General features: G+C 46.6%; 12 protein-coding genes, 3 pseudogenes and 1 riboswitch. Of the genes and pseudogenes, 3 read left to right on the top strand and 12 right to left on the bottom strand.

Annotation, left to right across the window (positions count from 1 at the left end; genetic code table 11):
- From L2755_RS20270 to L2755_RS20230, 9 genes and pseudogenes are all read right to left on the bottom strand, one after another.
- Positions 1–183 (bottom strand): annotated as a pseudogene (locus L2755_RS20270) (transposase); the annotation flags it as partial.
- A gap of 207 nt (positions 184–390) precedes the next feature.
- Positions 391–1,032, bottom strand: coding sequence for a cob(I)yrinic acid a,c-diamide adenosyltransferase (cobO, locus tag L2755_RS20265; RefSeq protein WP_248982489.1), 642 nt, complete (start codon positions 1,030–1,032; stop codon positions 391–393).
- A 50-nt stretch (positions 1,033–1,082) separates the two neighbouring features.
- Positions 1,083–2,645 (bottom strand): cobyric acid synthase, encoded by a 1,563-nt coding sequence (locus L2755_RS20260; RefSeq protein WP_248982490.1) that lies wholly within the window; start codon positions 2,643–2,645, stop codon positions 1,083–1,085.
- A 75-nt stretch (positions 2,646–2,720) separates the two neighbouring features.
- Complete coding sequence (cobU, locus tag L2755_RS20255) at positions 2,721–3,272, bottom strand: bifunctional adenosylcobinamide kinase/adenosylcobinamide-phosphate guanylyltransferase (RefSeq protein ID WP_248982488.1); 552 nt, start codon at positions 3,270–3,272, stop codon at positions 2,721–2,723.
- The gene (locus L2755_RS20250) at positions 3,269–4,048 is read right to left on the bottom strand and encodes an adenosylcobinamide-GDP ribazoletransferase (RefSeq protein WP_248982487.1); all 780 of its coding nucleotides are present in this window, start codon (positions 4,046–4,048) and stop codon (positions 3,269–3,271) included. Before L2755_RS20250 ends, cobU begins: the two co-directional genes overlap by 4 nt.
- 1 nt (position 4,049) lies before the next feature.
- On the bottom strand, positions 4,050–5,078 hold the full coding sequence (gene cobT / locus L2755_RS20245) for a nicotinate-nucleotide--dimethylbenzimidazole phosphoribosyltransferase (RefSeq protein ID WP_248982486.1): 1,029 nt from the start codon (positions 5,076–5,078) through the stop codon (positions 4,050–4,052).
- A 53-nt stretch (positions 5,079–5,131) separates the two neighbouring features.
- Positions 5,132–6,184, bottom strand: coding sequence for a FecCD family ABC transporter permease (locus tag L2755_RS20240; RefSeq protein WP_248982485.1), 1,053 nt, complete (start codon positions 6,182–6,184; stop codon positions 5,132–5,134).
- On the bottom strand, positions 6,177–7,055 hold the full coding sequence (locus tag L2755_RS20235) for an ABC transporter ATP-binding protein (protein WP_248982484.1): 879 nt from the start codon (positions 7,053–7,055) through the stop codon (positions 6,177–6,179). The genes L2755_RS20240 and L2755_RS20235 overlap by 8 nt, the downstream gene beginning before the upstream one ends.
- 88 nt (positions 7,056–7,143) lie before the next feature.
- A riboswitch (cobalamin riboswitch) is annotated at positions 7,144–7,294 on the bottom strand.
- Positions 7,295–7,433: 139 nt separating this feature from the next.
- Complete coding sequence (locus L2755_RS20230) at positions 7,434–8,069, bottom strand: histidine phosphatase family protein (RefSeq protein WP_248982483.1); 636 nt, start codon at positions 8,067–8,069, stop codon at positions 7,434–7,436.
- A 232-nt stretch (positions 8,070–8,301) separates the two neighbouring features.
- Between L2755_RS20230 and metH the strand changes: the two genes are divergently transcribed.
- Complete coding sequence (gene metH / locus L2755_RS20225; protein WP_248982482.1) at positions 8,302–12,072, top strand: methionine synthase; 3,771 nt, start codon at positions 8,302–8,304, stop codon at positions 12,070–12,072.
- 945 nt (positions 12,073–13,017) lie between these two features.
- Here the strand turns inward: metH and L2755_RS20220 are convergent.
- Together L2755_RS20220 and L2755_RS22465 are read right to left on the bottom strand one after the other, a co-directional pair.
- Positions 13,018–13,245, bottom strand: a complete 228-nt coding sequence (locus L2755_RS20220; protein ID WP_248982481.1) for a hypothetical protein — start codon at positions 13,243–13,245, stop codon at positions 13,018–13,020.
- A gap of 9 nt (positions 13,246–13,254) precedes the next feature.
- Positions 13,255–13,398: a hypothetical protein gene (locus L2755_RS22465; RefSeq protein ID WP_487250732.1), complete on the bottom strand. Its 144-nt coding sequence runs from the start codon at positions 13,396–13,398 to the stop codon at positions 13,255–13,257.
- A 565-nt stretch (positions 13,399–13,963) separates the two neighbouring features.
- Here L2755_RS22465 and L2755_RS20215 point away from each other — a divergent pair.
- Positions 13,964–14,107: pseudogene (locus L2755_RS20215) on the top strand (alpha-amylase family glycosyl hydrolase); the annotation flags it as partial.
- A 172-nt stretch (positions 14,108–14,279) separates the two neighbouring features.
- Here the strand turns inward: L2755_RS20215 and L2755_RS20210 are convergent.
- Positions 14,280–17,009: a TonB-dependent receptor gene (locus L2755_RS20210; RefSeq protein WP_248982480.1), complete on the bottom strand. Its 2,730-nt coding sequence runs from the start codon at positions 17,007–17,009 to the stop codon at positions 14,280–14,282.
- 211 nt (positions 17,010–17,220) lie between these two features.
- On the opposite strand from L2755_RS20210, the pseudogene L2755_RS22410 reads away from it, so the two are divergent.
- Positions 17,221–17,409, top strand: a pseudogene (locus tag L2755_RS22410) (vitamin B12 dependent-methionine synthase activation domain-containing protein); the annotation flags it as partial.
- Positions 17,410–17,571: the final 162 nt, after the last annotated feature.

The raw sequence follows: 17,571 nt of genomic DNA, 5'->3' as shown, positions 1-17,571 counted from the left end.
ATCAATCGCAAACACCTCGGTAAGCTTCAATATTTGCGTTTCAACCCAGCCTCTGCGGTGGTCATAATTTTTACCCGTGTACTTATCATCACCGCACAAAAACGCACGCCGCACTACTCGGCTACAGCAATGGTAATAAGGCGTGTCTTCGATGCTGATTAGTGTTCTTCTTGGACGGGGCATAGTGAGCTCCTACTGATACTCATCAATCAAGCTTAGTATCAGGTCCAAAAGTGTGCCATTAACTATGGCTGTCTATGTAGTTCGGTCTATGTAGTTCGAAGTTGTGGCTAAGCCGTCAAGCTTTTCCAGCCCCTGAGCATATGCTTTATATGCGATGGGGTGGAAAAGTGCCGACAATAACGCTACAACAAAGAAGGCGAAGAAAGATCAGTAATCGAAGCCGGGCTGGGCTTTGATGCCACTATCAAATGCATGCTTTATCGGCTGCACTTCGCTCACTGTATCGGCGATCTCAATTATCGCTCGGTGGCAGGCTCTGCCTGTCACTATCACGTGTTGCATCTTCGGACGGTTCTGCAGCGCTTTAATCACTCGCTCCACATCTAAATAGTGATAGCTCACCATGTAGGTCAGCTCATCTAACATCACTAAATCGATACTTTCATCTTGTAACAGTTTTTCCGTGGCATCCCAGGCTTTTACGGCTGCGGCGGTGTCTTTTTCTCGGTCTTGGGTTTCCCAGGTAAAGCCGGTGCCCATCACGTGAAACTCCACACCGGCGCCCTCTAATAGAGTGCGCTCTCCGCACTCCCAGTTACCTTTAATAAACTGCACTACGGCGGCTTTTTTACCATGGCCAACAGAGCGCGCTACAGTGCCAAATCCTGAAGTCGATTTGCCTTTGCCATTGCCGGTAAGCACTAGAAGAATGCCTTTCTCCTCTTGTGCTCTGGCGATCTTAGCATCAACACCCTCTTTCAAGCGTTGCTGACGCGCTTTATGGCGCTCAGCTTTTATAGCATCTGCAGACTTGTTGTCGCCAGTTTCAGGCTGATTTGAATCGCTCATTACATATCCTTGTGTATAGGGTTACTTGTGCATTTTTATTGGCACATCACTTAATTAGATTTTTTCCATATGTCAGTCAACGCGTCAATATCCAAGTGCTGCTCTAGCACGTCGGCCAAACGGTTAAGCTGTTGCTCTCTTATCTGTTCTACATCAATGCTGTTAGCATCCTCCATTCCCGCCCACTGCAGTAACAGCTGGCAAGCCTGAGGTGAATCAAATAGACCATGCATGTAGGTTCCAAAAATTTGATTATCAGCAGACAACATGCCTTCGCTCTGCCAACGTTTTGCTGTTGCTGATGCTAGCGCGGCTTCGTCTTGTTCGGCGTCTTTTAAACGTCGCGTTAGCGTTAATGGCTGATCCAACTGCATTAGCGGCTTAGAGCGACCACAATGGATCTCATAACCTTTAACCTCGGCTTGCTTTCCTAGCAGCGACAACACGCCTTCGACTTGTAGTAGCACCTTGTTATTTGTCAGTTCGGTCACCACTGGCAGTAGCGCTAAACCTTCGGTGCTACCTGCACTATCTTCAATTCCTTGAGGGTCATCAATTACATGACCGAGCATTTGATAACCGCCACAGATCCCCAATACCTTACCGCCGTAACGTAAATGCTTTTCGATTTCACTGTCCCAGCCTTGCTGTCGAATAAAATCGAGATCGGCGCGGACATTCTTACTGCCCGGTATGATAATTAAATCTGCTGGCGGCAAGCTAACGTGTGTGCTGTTGCTAGCAGCTTGCGACTGAGCTTGAGTTTGCAATGACACATAGTTGAAGTCGATCTGGGGGTTGAGTCGTAATGGGTCAAAATCGGTGTGGTTACTGATCCGTGGTAATACTAGCACCAGTACTTTTAATTTTGTTTGAGCGCTTTTTTCAGGCGCAGCAATGAGTGCATCCTCGGCATCCAAATGCAGGTCGTGCAGATAGGGCAACACACCTAATACCGGCTTTTTCGTGTACGCTTCAAGCCAATCTAAGCCCGGCTGTAACAGGCTAACATCGCCGCGAAAACGGTTGATCACAAAGCCTTTAACCCGAGCCTGCTCCGATTCACTGAGTAGCGCTAGTGTTCCCACCAAGTGGGCAAACACGCCGCCTTTGTCGATATCAGCAATGATAATCACCGGACAATCGACCTCTTCGGCAAAGCCCATATTGGCGATATCACCTTGGCGAAGATTGATCTCAGCAGGACTGCCTGCCCCTTCGACAAACAGCATCTCATAATCACGACACAAACGCTGATAGGACTGCTTAACAGCCGCCATGGCTTTAACTCGATAACCTTCGGCATTTTTGCCAAAGTAATCTTCGGCTTCCATCTTCATCAAGGCCTTACCGTGCACGATCACTTGTGAGCCAGTATCGGAGCTAGGTTTTAACAAAATAGGGTTAAAATCAATTTGAGGTTCGAGATTACAGGCAACCGCTTGCAACGCTTGTGCGCGGCCAATTTCGCCACCATCAATGGTCACCGCGCTATTTAGCGCCATATTTTGCGGCTTAAACGGTGCCACTTTGTGGCCAGCCCTAACAAACAAACGGCACAAACCAGCGACTAAGGTACTCTTACCCGCATCTGATGTTGTGCCCTGTACCATCAGCACTTTAGCTTTATTTTGATTGGTTTTGTTTTTGTTATTATCATTATCTAGCGACGCCACAACACTTATCTCCTAGCCTTTTAAACGCAGCGGTAAACCCGCTGTTACCAAAGTCACTCTATCTGCAATAGTGGCTATGTCTTGATGCAACCAACCCGCTTCATCGACAAAGCGGCGACTTAACTCACCCATAGGCACAATACCGCAGCCCACTTCGTTACTGACCAAGATAACCTCTGCGGGTAGCTCACTAATCACCTGTAAAAATTCTGCTTTAGTCGCTTGCCAATCGCTAGCCGATTGCAGCAAATGATTACTCAGCCACAGCGTTAGGCAGTCAACCAACACAATGCAACTACCCTTTGCATTGGCTTTTAGTGCCACTGAGAGCATCAGTGGCGACTCAATCGTGCGCCAAGCAATGGCATCATTGTTACGCTGGGATTGATGCTGCGCAATACGCTCTTTCATCTCATCATCGAGCGCCTCTGCAGTAGCAAAATAGAGACATTCAAGCTCAGAGCTATTTTCGTCAGACTGACTCGCGACGAGACGCTCTATAACTTGCGATTCTGCGAAGCGGCTCTTGCCACTGCGAGCACCGCCTAATACCAAATGGATCACCAAGAGGCTCCTAAGATTAACAGCAGTAGATAACACGCCAACTCTGCCACTTGCTGAGCGGCACCTAGCGTATCGCCGGTATAACCACCAATCTGCTTGCTAAATAACCGCGCCAAACCGAAACGTACGATACAGAGTCCTATGACTATTACCACTGCTTGTATGAATGTGAGCAGCAACAGTACAACCGCGCCACTCGCCAATAAAACAGACAGCTCATTGACGCCTTGATGCATTGCCAATGGTTTACTTTTACTGCTGGCATCATCAGAAACGTACTGCTCAGAGAAGATAAAACTGGCCGCGGTAACTCGGCTCAAGGTGTGGCCGAGAATAAGCGCTAAGCTGACGCTACTTGGGTCAAACAATGCCAATTCACTAAGCAGCTGCCACTTGAGTAACAGTGCCAATACCAGCGCAAGCGCACCGTAACTGCCTAAGCGAGAGTCTTTCATGATGTTGAGTTTTGCTTCAACCGTCCAGCCACCGCCTAAACCATCGGCAGTGTCAGCCAAGCCGTCTTCATGGAAACCACCGGTAAGAAAAACACTGGAAATCATGGCAAATACAATCGCAATCGTCGGTGACACCCAATAGAGCATCACGCTATAAACTAATGCACTAAGCGCCCCGATTAAGCTACCCACCACACCAAAATAGCGACTGGCCTTATTCAATTTATCCGCGTCCACCTCAATCCATTTTGGCATCGGGATCCGAGTAAAGAATCCCATCGCAATAAAAAATAGATTGAGCTGTTGTTGCCAAGGTCGCATTTTAAATCTCTATCCCTGCGTCTTCAAAGCTGGCCATCTCGTTGTAAAAGTTCGCGGCCGCTTGGATCAACGGAAAGGCTAACGCTGCGCCCGTGCCCTCGCCCAGTTTCAAACCTAATTTGAGCAAAGGCTTGGCCTGCAAATACTCCAACATCAAATAATGGCCTTTCTCATCTGATTGATGGGAGAAGATCATATAATCGCGGCAATCGACATTGATGCTAATCGCCACTAATGCCGCAGCGGTGGCAATAAAGCCGTCAATAACCACTAACATGCCGCGCTCAGCAGCAGCTAGAATAGCCCCTGTCATCTGCACAATTTCAAAACCACCGATACAGGCCAAAATCTGCAGTGGATCGTCAAGCTCGCTGTGATGCAGCAACAATGCCTGCTCAACCAGCATCTGCTTGCGTCTAAAGGTTGCAGCGTCAATGCCAGTACCACGACCCACACAATCCGTCACTGGCATCGCGGTGATCACCGACATAATAGCCGCTGCTGACGAGGTATTGCCTATGCCCATCTCGCCAAGCGCAATTAAGTTACAACCATTTTGATGGTGCAACTCAATGCGAGCCGTCGCCATATCGAAGCCTTGCTTCACAGCGCCTAGCGTCATTGCTGCACGCTTATGGATCGGCCCAGTACCCGCGCCTAAACGCTGGTCGATAACACCACTTTCGCTATCAAATGGTTCTAAAACGCCGCAATCAATCACCTCAAGATCTAGACCCACTTGGCGAGTAAATACATTAATAGCCGCGCCGCCTACCATAAAGTTTCTCACCATTTGGCCAGTCACTTCACTCGGTGCAATAGAGACACCAGAATCGGCAATACCGTGGTCGGCGGCAAACACGATTAGCTTAGGGTTGCTGATCTTAGGTCTCTCTTTACCGAGCACTTTCGCTATCTGTAACGCCAGTGTCTCTAAATCTCCAAGTGCCCCAAGGGGTTTAGTTTTTGTATCTATTTTATGTTGAATTTCATCATCAAACTCTGAACTCAATGGTTTAATATTAAACATCTAACCTTATGCTCCCAACATCCTAAACAAGGACAATTAAAACAACGACCCGCTTAAATCCGCTTTGCACTGCGGCCGCCTAAAATAAATAAGAAAAATACGCTGCCCATCACCGACGTAATAATCCCCACCGGCAACTCTTGGTAACTCAACAACGTGCGGGCGAGTACATCGACCCACACCATAAATAATCCGCCAATTGCAGCCGTTAGCAGCAGTGGGTACTTACCAGGAAAAAGTAATCGTACCGTATGTGGCACCATCAGGCCGATAAAACCAATGCCGCCACAATTTGCGACGAGTATTGCCGTGATAAGTGAACACAGTAACAACATAGATAAACGCAATCGTCCAACGTTGATACCTAAGGTGTGCGCGGTCTCATCCCCTGCTCGCATGGCTACAATTTGACGTTTAAACAGCAAAATAATAACGGTACATAACGACACGATAATCGCCGGTAATATCAACCCACTCCAACTGGCTTTGGCAAAGCTGCCTAAGCTCCAAAACAGCACAGAGGCGGCGGCCTGTGGACTTGAAAAATACAGTAACAGACTTGCCATGGCGCCAAACATAAAGGATATCGCCACCCCAGAGAGCAACATGCGCTCAACCTGAGTGCTTAAATTACGGCCACATAAACTCAGCACCATTAATACCGATAGGCTGGCACCGATAAATGCCCCCAGCGGCAAGCTCAACCACAAAATACTCTGACTAAAGAGGGTCAATGCCATCACAGCGCCAAATGAAGCGCCAGAGGAGATCCCAAACAGGTATGGATCGGCTAACGGATTGCGCGTCACAGTTTGCAATACGCTACCGGCAATAGATAAACCTGCGCCCGCAATAAACGCCAGGATCACTCGCGGTAATCTGAGCTCCCAAATAATGCGCTCCGTCACCCCCATGGACTCACCCAGTCCCAAAAACTTATGGCTGAAAACCTGCAATACATCACTGCTGGTAATCGTTGCGGCACCAAAACTAGTGGCTGCAAATGGCGTGATCAGTCCCAGCAACAGCAAGCCAAAAAGTAGCAGTAGATCAAGCGGCTGTTTCCAAGGCGTGGTCTGTGGAGTGACAGATGATGTATTAGACATCAGTCGCTCCCTTATCAGCTGCAACGGTGCTTGCCGCTGAATTAGCATCAACGGCAGCCTGATGCGCCGCCTTTTCTCCCAAGTGATAGCCATAAAAATAACTGATTAACGGGTTGCCGTGTTGCGGATGAACTTTAACCTCGCAGCACACATCAAACACTTCAGCAATACGTTGCTCAGTCAGTACCTGTTTCGGCGTGCCTTTAGCTAAACAACGGCCTTTATCGAGCAGCAATAACTCATCACACAGCGCACTGGCAAGGTTAAGGTCATGAATCGAAGTGATCACGGTAATGTTAAGTGTGTGCAGCAGTTCTAGCGTCTGGATTTGATAACGAATATCGAGGTGATTGGTCGGCTCATCTAAGATCAGCAGTTGCGGCCGTTGTACTATCGCACGGGCGATCAACGCCCGTTGCTTTTCGCCGCCAGACAGACTCTCATAGGCTTGATTCGCTTTATCGGCTAAGCCGACTTTAACCAGCGCCTGTGCCACCACTTGGCGATCACTTGCATTGGTAAATTCAAACGCGCCTTTGTGCGGTGTTAAGCCCAGACTGACCAGCTGAGTGGTGGTCATTTCAAAGTGATGCGGCGTGTCTTGCAGTACCACGGCAATTTGCTTGGCAAATGCTTTGGCCGATAACGCCGAAATATCTTCGCCAAACAGCTGTATTTGGCCTGTGGTGGGTTTAATAAAACGATATAAACAGCGCAGAAGACTCGACTTACCCGCGCCGTTAGGGCCAATAATGCCCAGCATCTGCCCTTTCGCTAGGCTAAAGTCGATGTCTGCCAATATGGCTAGGCCATTTAACTGCCAGCCTAAACCGCTTACTGCCAGTACTGTTGTTAATGCCTGCTTAGACATTCAATAAACCGTAAAACATTATTTTAATAAACTCCCTTGAGACGCCCGCTCAAGTGTTATGTATTGTGAAACGTATGGCTAACAACGTTTATCTATCAAAAGTTAGGCTGGTATCTGACTTGGAGACTAAAGCCATGCTCTAGTATCCATACAGTTGCGGGTACAGTCCGGACTCTTTAGCTTTCTTTTAGCTACCGGTTCCCAATTTGTGCTGTAAAGCACCTAACTTGATGATCTACTCAATAAGTCATGATGTTCTGTCGCGTAATGTTAAACGCTTTCACACCATTACGGCGCAGTTTACCACGCTAATCGCTGCGGATTATAACAACTATTGGGATAGCTATTCATTTGAGCCCCCACTTTTATACCCGCGTGTTATTCAAGTCCCCAATTGAGGCTTAAGTATTGTTGTTGGCCGTCATCTAATACATCAATGACCACCGTTGCAGCGTAGGGCAGTTTCAATGCGCTATAGATCCCCGCGCACTGTTTTAACCCTAAAGACTTAGCCATTAAGTGCCTCATCACGCCACCGTGAGTCAGTAATATAATCACCTTACCTCGGTGCTGCTCAATCAAAGACTGCCACGCAGTATCGATTCGGTCCTCAAAGGCCTGCATCGTCTCACCACTCGGCGGAGTATGTCGCCAAGGATCTGCCCAATAAGCATCGAGCTCTGTGCCATGCTGCTGATAAAGCGTAGTAAAAGAGTGGCCATCCCAAGCACCAAAATTAAGCTCCATAAACGCAGATTGCTCAACGAAATCGATATCATATTGCTCTGCAAACGCCTTCGCCGGGACAGCGCAACGCAATAGCGGGGAGCTCACCACTAAATCGGCTATCTTGTTTTGCGCTGCTAAACAGGTTTTGCTCTCTAAAAGGGTCGAAAAAGCCAACTTTAGCTGCTCTTTTCCGGCAAAACTCAGCATAACATCCCTATGACCGCGCAAAATATTTCCGCCTTCACAGGCACCGTGCCGCAGTAAGACCACTCTGGTATTCTGCATTGTAACACCCCACGCATTATATTTATCAGTCACTTACAGATAAGTAGCTATCTACTTCAGATGAAAAAGTATCAGTTTTTAGTGCTTGCACTTTTGACGTCGACTCACGTATTATGGACGTCTATACGTATGAATGTCCAAACAAATAAAATCTCGTGAGTATGGCGAGATCCAATGGACAACGTTTACTGAAATTTATATTTTGCGACCCTGTAATTGGTAGGAATATTCTATGGCAACACGTACCCCAACACATGCCCTAAGCCCAACCCCGCATACTCAAGACACTGCAACAAAAGTGCTAGCGGTGCTAACCCAAAAATTACAGCAAGAGATCCTTCTGCTTGATGGTGCCATGGGCACCATGATCCAAGATCGCAAATTTGAAGAGCAAGACTTTCGCGGCGAACAGTTCAAAGACTGGCATTGCGATGTCAAAGGCAATAACGACATGTTGGTGCTCACTCAGCCTGCCGCGATTAAACAAATTCATAAAGATTATTTATTGGCTGGCGCCGACATCATTGAAACCAATACTTTCAATGCCACTCGTATCGCCATGGCCGACTACGACATGCAAGAACACTCAGCTGCCATCAACTTGGCTGGTGCTCGCCTTGCACGAGAAGCCGCCAACGAAGTTGAAGCACAAACCGGTCGCCGTTGTTTTGTGGCGGGCGTACTGGGTCCCACCAACCGCACTTGCTCAATCAGCCCTGATGTCAACGACCCCGGCTACCGCAACGTCAGTTTCGACGAACTCGTTGAAGCCTATGTAGAGTCCATTAATGCCCTCATTGCGGGCGGCAGCGACATCATTATGGTTGAGACTATTTTCGATACCCTTAATGCAAAAGCGGCATTGTTCGCCATTGAAACCGTATACGACAGCCAAGGTTTCCGCCTGCCGATTATGATCTCCGGCACCATCACCGATGCCTCAGGCCGCACACTCACCGGGCAAACCACCGAAGCCTTTTACAACTCACTGCGCCATGTTAAGCCACTGTCGATTGGCCTTAACTGTGCACTCGGGCCAAAAGAGTTGCGGCCCTATGTTGAAGAGCTATCTAAAATCTCTGAGTGCTATGTGTCGGCCCATCCAAATGCAGGCTTGCCGAATGAATTTGGCGGCTATGATGAAACCCCAGAGCAGATGGCGGAGATCATCGAGGAGTGGGCTGACGAAGGCTTTTTAAACATTATTGGCGGTTGCTGCGGTAGCACACCCGAACATATCCGCGCCATTCGCGACGCCGTGATGAAGCACCCTGCCCGCGTACTACCTGATATTCCAGTGGCTTGTCGTCTATCTGGGCTTGAGCCACTCACCATTGACGAAAACTCACTATTTTTAAACGTTGGTGAACGGACTAACGTCACCGGTTCTGCCAAATTTTTACGGCTGATTAAAACCGGCGAGTTTGAAGAGGCGCTCAGTGTTGCCCGTGATCAGGTAGAAAATGGCGCGCAGATCATCGACATCAACATGGATGAGGGCATGCTCGACGGCGCCGAGATCATGCATAAGTTCCTCAACCTTATCGCCTCAGAGCCGGATATTTCACGGGTGCCGATCATGATCGACTCCTCTAAATGGGAAGTGATTGAAGCCGGGCTTAAATGCATTCAAGGCAAGGGCATCGTTAACTCCATTTCGCTTAAAGAGGGCGAAGCCAAGTTTATCGAGCAAGCCACACTGGTTAAACGTTACGGCGCCGCGGCGATTGTCATGGCGTTTGACGAACAAGGCCAAGCCGACACCAAGGCGCGCAAGATTGAGATCTGTACTCGTGCTTATAATGTGTTGGTCGACAAGGTGGGCTTTCCGCCAGAAGACATTATCTTCGATCCCAACATTTTTGCCATTGCCACTGGTATTGAAGAGCACGACAACTACGCCGTCGACTTCATCGAAGCGACAGCGGAGATAAAACGCACCCTGCCCCACGCGATGATCTCCGGCGGCGTGTCGAATGTGTCGTTCTCATTCCGGGGTAACAACCCAGTGCGGGAAGCCATTCATGCAGTATTCCTCTATCACGCCATTCAGGCGGGAATGGACATGGGTATTGTTAACGCCGGTCAGCTGGCGATTTATGATGACATCGATCCTGAGCTAAAAGAGCGCGTTGAAGCCATAGTGCAAAACCTGCCTTGCAGCGCACTCGATGCCAACGGCGAATTGACCAATAACACCGAACTGTTACTAGAGGTCGCCGAGAAGTTTCGTGGTGATGGGAGCCAAGTCGCTAAAAAAGGTGACTTAGAGTGGCGCAAAAAGCCAGTTAATGAGCGCTTAGCCCATGCACTGGTGAAAGGTATAACCGACTTTATCGACCAAGATACCGAAGAAGCGCGCGCCGCAGCCACCCGCCCACTAGACGTGATTGAAGGGCCATTGATGGATGGGATGAACATTGTTGGCGACCTATTTGGCTCCGGTAAAATGTTCCTGCCGCAAGTGGTCAAATCTGCCCGGGTAATGAAAAAAGCCGTGGCATACCTTAACCCTTATATCGAACTTGAAAAAAACCCTGGCCAGTCAAACGGTAAGATCCTCATGGTCACCGTTAAAGGCGACGTGCACGATATCGGTAAGAATATCGTTGGCGTAGTACTGGCCTGTAACGGCTATGATGTGATTGATTTAGGCGTGATGGTGCCGGTCGAGAAAATCATTAAAGTGGCCATCGAAGAAAACGTCGATATCATCGGTATGTCAGGGCTAATTACCCCAAGTCTTGATGAGATGGTGCATAACGTTAAGTCATTCCATAAAGCGGGCTTAACCATCCCATCGATTATCGGCGGCGCCACCTGTTCTAAAATCCATACCGCGGTTAAGATCGCGCCGCACTCGCCCACGGGCGCCATCTATATTGCCGATGCCTCGCGCGCCGTGCCTATGGTGTCTAAGCTGATTAATAATGAGACGCGCCAAGCGACTATCGACGCGGCTTATGAAGAATATGACATGATGCGTGAAAAGCGCCTGTCACAGACCAAGCGTAAGATCATCACCTCTATTGAGGCTGCACGTGAAAACCGCTGCCAGCACGACTGGGAAAACTACACCCCGTTTGTGCCTAACGTACTCGGTCGGCAGGTATTTGATGACTATCCGTTAGAGGATTTAGTTGAGCGTATCGACTGGACGCCGTTTTTCCGCAGCTGGGAGCTACACGGTCACTTCCCACGTATTTTAACTGATGATGTTGTCGGCGAAGAAGCCACTAAGCTATTTAGCGATGGCAAAGCCATGCTTAAAAAGATCATCGACGAAAAGTGGCTCACCGCCAAAGCCGTGATCGGTCTGTTCCCAGCCAATACCGTTAACCATGACGATATAGAGCTTTACACTAATGAGACGCGCACTGAGCTTGAGCTCACCACCCATCACCTGCGGATGCAGATAGAACGCGTAGATAATGACAACTTCTGCCTAGCAGACTTTGTCGCGCCAAAAGACAGTGGCGTGGCCGATTACATGGGTGGCTTTGCTGTCACGGCAGGTCATGGAATTGACGAGCACGTGGCGCGCTTTGAGGCTGACCACGATGACTACAGCGCCATCATGCTCAAATGCTTGGCTGACCGTTTAGCCGAAGCCTTTGCCGAGCGCATGCATGAACGGGTGCGTAAAGAGTTTTGGGGTTACGCCAGTGACGAGGTACTCGATAACGAGTCGCTTATTCGTGAAAAATACAAGGGTATTCGCCCCGCACCGGGTTACCCCGCTTGCCCAGATCATACCGAAAAAGGCTTGCTGTGGGACTTGCTCAAACCTGACGAGACCATCGATCTGAATATCACCGAAAGCTACGCCATGTTCCCCACCGCAGCGGTATCAGGTTGGTACTTTGCCCACCCTAAATCGCGCTACTTTGGCGTGACCAATATTGGTCGCGATCAGGTTGAGGATTATGCCGATCGGAAAGGGATGAGTATTGAGGATACCGAGAGGTGGTTGGCACCAGTGTTGGATTATGATCCAGAGTAGGCAGCCTTGAGCGGGAGGACTGACTTGTCAGTCCGGTGACCGCAGGTCTAAAATAAAGAGTCAGAGTAATTACGCTAGTCGCAGACATTGGTCACTTTTAGGATTAAGTGGTTCCAATTTCCTGCGGCAACTTCCAACGGGGAATGGTTGTAATTTGCGGCAGTGTTTGTAGTTGTTTAAGTTTGTTCAACCCCGCATATTCGCCGAATGTAATTGCTCAAGCTTGATGTAGGAGCGGCTTTAGCCGCGAAGAAAAGTACCATGACGCCCGTTGGAAATCCATCTGAAAAACGAAGGATTTCCAACGGGGAGATCATGTATTCTGTGGCCGCATTGGTACCCTTAGATTGCATTAAGAAAGTTTATCCTCACCCCACTTATTTAATTACGCTAGTCGCAGACATTAGTCTGCTTTTAGGATTAAGTGGTTCCAATTGCCTGCTGCAAGCAAATGTGCAGATACAAGCGTGACACACCGTAAGTAGATCTGACCTCCTGGGATAATGGAATGCCAAATTCTGTATGGAACAGAGTTGGCCCTGCAGGCTCGGCCATGACAAATAGCATCCATGCTAAAAGGCCAGTTCGGCATCTATGCCTGTCGTTCGTAAGCTTGATAACCTTGTTATCTCTCACCAGAATATGGACGGTCACGGCCGTATCTCCACTGGATGATGACAAGCAAGAGCCCCGCCATTAGCGTTTGTTTAAGGTAAGTATTTGCTATCTACAAGCCGTTTACTGGCAACGCTGTGGGACTTACTTAAGACGAATCCCACTTATTTAAGTGGTTGCCTTTCAGCAGCATTGGAGTGGACGAAATGAGTTGTTAGAGGTTAAGTGCTGAAAATGAATATTTGCACTTGGGAAGGTATAGCAATCTATAGGGGGTACGCTTCAACAAGGGGCACAGCTATGCTGCCCCCTTATATTGACTTATTAGCGCTAGCTACGACCACAACATGGACACCCAGCTGTAGCTGGCCCAAAGTTTACAGTCGATTGATTAATTTTCGACTCAGATAAGCTTTCCATACTTATTGAATCTGCGATCATTGAATTAGTGATATATGGATATTCTTCAAACTCTTTAATTATTTCAAAAAACTCTTTTTTATCTTCTTTGTTTAAGTTTTTAAAACCTAGTAAGACATGTTTAATTTTAGCGTCCATAAAATCTCCTTAATAATTACTACATGTATCACATTCTAAAGGTGACAATGAACTTGGTACTGGATTACAAGTTCCGCACTCTAACTTATGTTGAAACAAACCATTTCTCATCGCATATCTTTTTTTATTGTCTGGATATTGATTGAGAAGTATTTTCTATCTCCTGTCTTTTGTATTCATCCCCGCGTCTAAGTATGTTTCCTCCTTCGTGCGACGTACTTAACTTTGAAAGTTCTTCAAAGTCATTGGTCAATCTAGTCTTACTTTTTTCCGCACTAATGGAACATGCCTGCACAATATCCCACTTGAGTACTAGTGAAAGCAGGCATAAGACTGTCTGCACAATCGTAAGTCGCCCACATACAGGAAGTAGAAATCTTTCAAAGGGTTCCTATCGATTGTAAGCGCTGCGACTAAGCTTCCTAAAACGACTGCAGAGAATAAACCCTAGACAGTAATAACCTTGCCCCATCCTCGACTTCAACACATCTTTAAAAAATCTTAAGTAAACACAGGGCCATAGAGCTGATTTCCAATACATCCTCTCTTTTTCTTCTTCGGACTCGAATACCTTCATGACGGCCAAATAATGACATTTCTAAATCAATTTAAAACAATAAAAGATAATAAAAGATAATAAAAGATCAGGATCAGAGATAGAAAAGATAGAAGTATTAGGACCGCAATGCCTTTGGTACTTTAGATCATCCTCTACTAGGCTTTAGTAACCTCAGCCAACGACTTCCGCCGTCAATACAGTAGGGAGAGTGGGTACAAGGGGGCTATCTGCGAGTTTAAAAAGCAGCATCAGTGCGGAAAATGGTGCAAAGGTAAATCCTGTAGTCAAGTCCTTCACCCATAACGATGGCATGACGGCTATGCTATAGCTCTAAGGTAAATTTGAGCTACCCATAGTTAATTGTGACGACACTATCGACCTTGTTAAAATAAATTAGTCATCATACAAGTAAAAATCCACACAGGTTTCCCGGTGTGGATTTTTTCAGCATTAACAATTTCTATTAATTACATTATTAAAACGATTTTTTCACCCCCATGTAGAAGAATCTACCACGGTGAGAATAAAGGCTATCATCAGTTGATTCACCATAATTAAATCTTAAGAATGGTGCCGCTTTATCAAACAAATTTTGAATACCTAAATGTAAATCGACATCGATACCTTCGACAAAGTAACCGACTTGCATATTATGGAATACTGTCGATGACATGATGTCAGGTCCAAGTTCCTTTGTAGCTGGGCCGGCATAAATTTCTGAGTTGTAATTAGCATCCCATGTTGCACGGTAATTACCCAAAGACCAATCAATCTGAATATTGGCTTTATACTCAGGAATACTGCCAAAGGAATCATCGTAATTACCAACAATGTCTCTAAAGTCTGAGTCACTGGTATCTTGTACTTCAAACTCACTCATCATCGTAGTATCAAAGTTTATACGCCATTCTCCAATACCTGTTTCCAACATATAATTAGCATTCAGATCAAAACCAGCAATGTTACGTGCAGCAATATTGTTTTGTGGTGAGTATACGGTACTGATATAACCTGTACCGTTGTTGGTACGAATAACATCACCTGCATAAGCAGGGTTGCCAGCTATGTTTTGATCAATAACAAATTGATCGCTACCAAAAACGACATTGGTTTGCTCAATAGCAAAATAATCAAGGGTTAGTGATAGATTATCCATCGGCTCTATAACCAAACCTAAGGTGATGTTTTTAGCTTCTTCAGGCTTCAAATCGGGATTACCACCACCAATAGTATCGTTACTTAGCAGGGTATTTTGACTAAAGGCCGGATCTAAGCCTAATGCAACACATTCAGGTTTAGTTGAGCTAAAGTTAGCTTCATTACCTGGGTTACACGGATCATAAAGGGCTGTATTAATAGATGAAGTTCTACCTTGATACATTTGCGCCATGGTAGGTGCACGGAAACCAGTACTGTAGCTGCCTCGTAACTTCAACATATCAAACGGTTGATAGATAATACCCACTTTCGGGTTGGTGGTACTTTCATCAATGTCGCTATAATCACTGTAACGTGCAGCCAATTCAATATCTAAATTATCAAGTACAGGGATTGCTAGCTCTAAATAGAGCTCCTTGATTTCACGCACAGGAGAAATAACAGGCGTGCTAGAACCGCCCCAAGAGACATCAAATGTTGCAGTACGCTGCGCCTGATCGACTTCTAAAGATAACTGGTCTTCACGATATTCAACACCGGTTGAGAACATCAACTCGCCCGCTGGGAGTGACATCACTGGACCTGAGATATGGCCCTGGATAAACATCAAATCATTTTTATTGGTGGTTACTGGTGCGGTTGTATTGATAAAGTCGAGCATTTCAGTAGTAATAGAGCCTTCTGGGCCGAACACGTTTAACGCGACGCAGCTTGGGTCTGCAGCGGTCTCACAATCATCAGATAAGGCGCGTTCAATTTGGATAATTGATGGTTGGGCACCACCTCGAGTAATCAACTCAGCAGATTGGCTTGAAAAATTTAACTCCCAATCAAACTCTTCAAAAACGCTACCTTGTAAACCAAAAGTGTAACGCTTAACCGTAGTATCTGTTTTGTAGATACGCGAGCCATACTCACTAAAGCGACGATCGACATTACCAGCAATGCCGAATGGGTTGTATTTTTGATTTGCCCCAACACCAAAATTATTACCATCTACATCGGGGTATTGTTGAAACGCATTAGGGGTATCAACATTATCACCATACCAGCTTGTGCTAACTGCGGGAGGTGCTTGGTTACCTTGAACAAAACCATCATGAAATGACAGTTCAGTAAAGAATATTACATCGTCACTTAATTCGTATTCACCACTGACAAAAACACTGGTGGTTTTATTATCATTAGCACCTGATTGCGCATCACGATAGTTATACTTCATGCTATCGTCAAATGGCGTAACTAGAGTTGGGTTATCGGCATCTAAAATTGTCCAATTCCCAGCTCCTAAACCAAAGCCTTGTAGCCTAGCATTTGGAGCGTAACCTGATCGAGTATCGTTACCACCTAAATAGCGCTGATCAGCATTTTGAGTCTCATAACGATCTTTCTCTTTCCAACCTGAGTTATTACTGGTGGAAGCCGCTATCATTATACTGCCTTTATCGGTACTAAAGCCCGTGACGAAACCAACTTCGCGCTCTTGTGCATCACCTTCCGATGATACACCGTAGCGAGCATTGACTTCAAAGCCCTCGTAATTACGGCGGGTGATAATGTTAATTACACCAGCAATAGCGTCTGAGCCGTATATGGCTGATGCACCGTCTTTCAATACCTCAATTTGAGAAATGGCTTCAAACGGTATCGAAGAAAGATCAACTAAACCATCTTCGTTAGAGCCTACAATGCGGCGACCATTCAACAGTATCAGGGTATTAGTCGCTTCAATGCCTCGCAACGTTGCTGTTTGAATACTAGTAGCCCCTGCACTACTTTGATTATTAGCACTATTACCCGTAATCGCTGGTAAACGACGTAAGGCCGAACTCACATCTGTAATACCTAAATTAGCCATCTGCGCTTTGGTGACTACGGTTATTGGTGAAGTAGACTCCACTTCAGCACGTCCTATACGTGAACCCGTGACCATGATTTTTTCTATATTGTCTTCTTCAGCCGCAAAAACGGGTGTGGCAACGCTTGATGCTATTGATAGCATCGCTACAGAGAGTGTCGATAGCGTGAATGTCTTATTTATACTCATCATCCTTCCTTAGAATTACTTTGATAGCAGTGTTAATTAAATGTTACGAACTTACGATGCATATGTATACTTTATACCAAGCTAAATTGCTATAGTAATTAAGCACTACACGAGGCAGCTAGAAACAGATAACAAATATTTGTGACTAATTAGAAACTGGCTATCATTAGCCGCTAGTACGGCCTTGACCAGTAATGCGCACCAGAGCAAGATCCATCCCGATGACACTATCAGTCTTAATATCACCGAAAGCTATGCGATGTTCCCCACCGCAGCGGTATCAGGTTGGTACTTTGCCCACCCTAAATCACGCTACTTTGGCGTGACCAATCTTCGTCGCAATCAGGTTGAGGATTATGCCGAGCGTAAAGGGATGGAGGGAATGCCAAATTCTGTATGGAACAGAATTGGCCCATTAGGAACAGCCATGACAAATAGCCTCCATGCTAAAAGGCTAGTTCGGCATCCATGCCTCTCATTCGGAAGCTTGATAACCTTGTTATCTTTCACCAGAATATGGATGGTCACAGCCGTATCTACACTGGACTATGTCAAGCAAGAG

The organism is Shewanella abyssi, assembly GCF_023284025.1.
Taxonomy (GTDB): domain Bacteria; phylum Pseudomonadota; class Gammaproteobacteria; order Enterobacterales; family Shewanellaceae; genus Shewanella; species Shewanella abyssi.
This window is presented reverse-complemented; position numbering and strand designations above follow the sequence as displayed.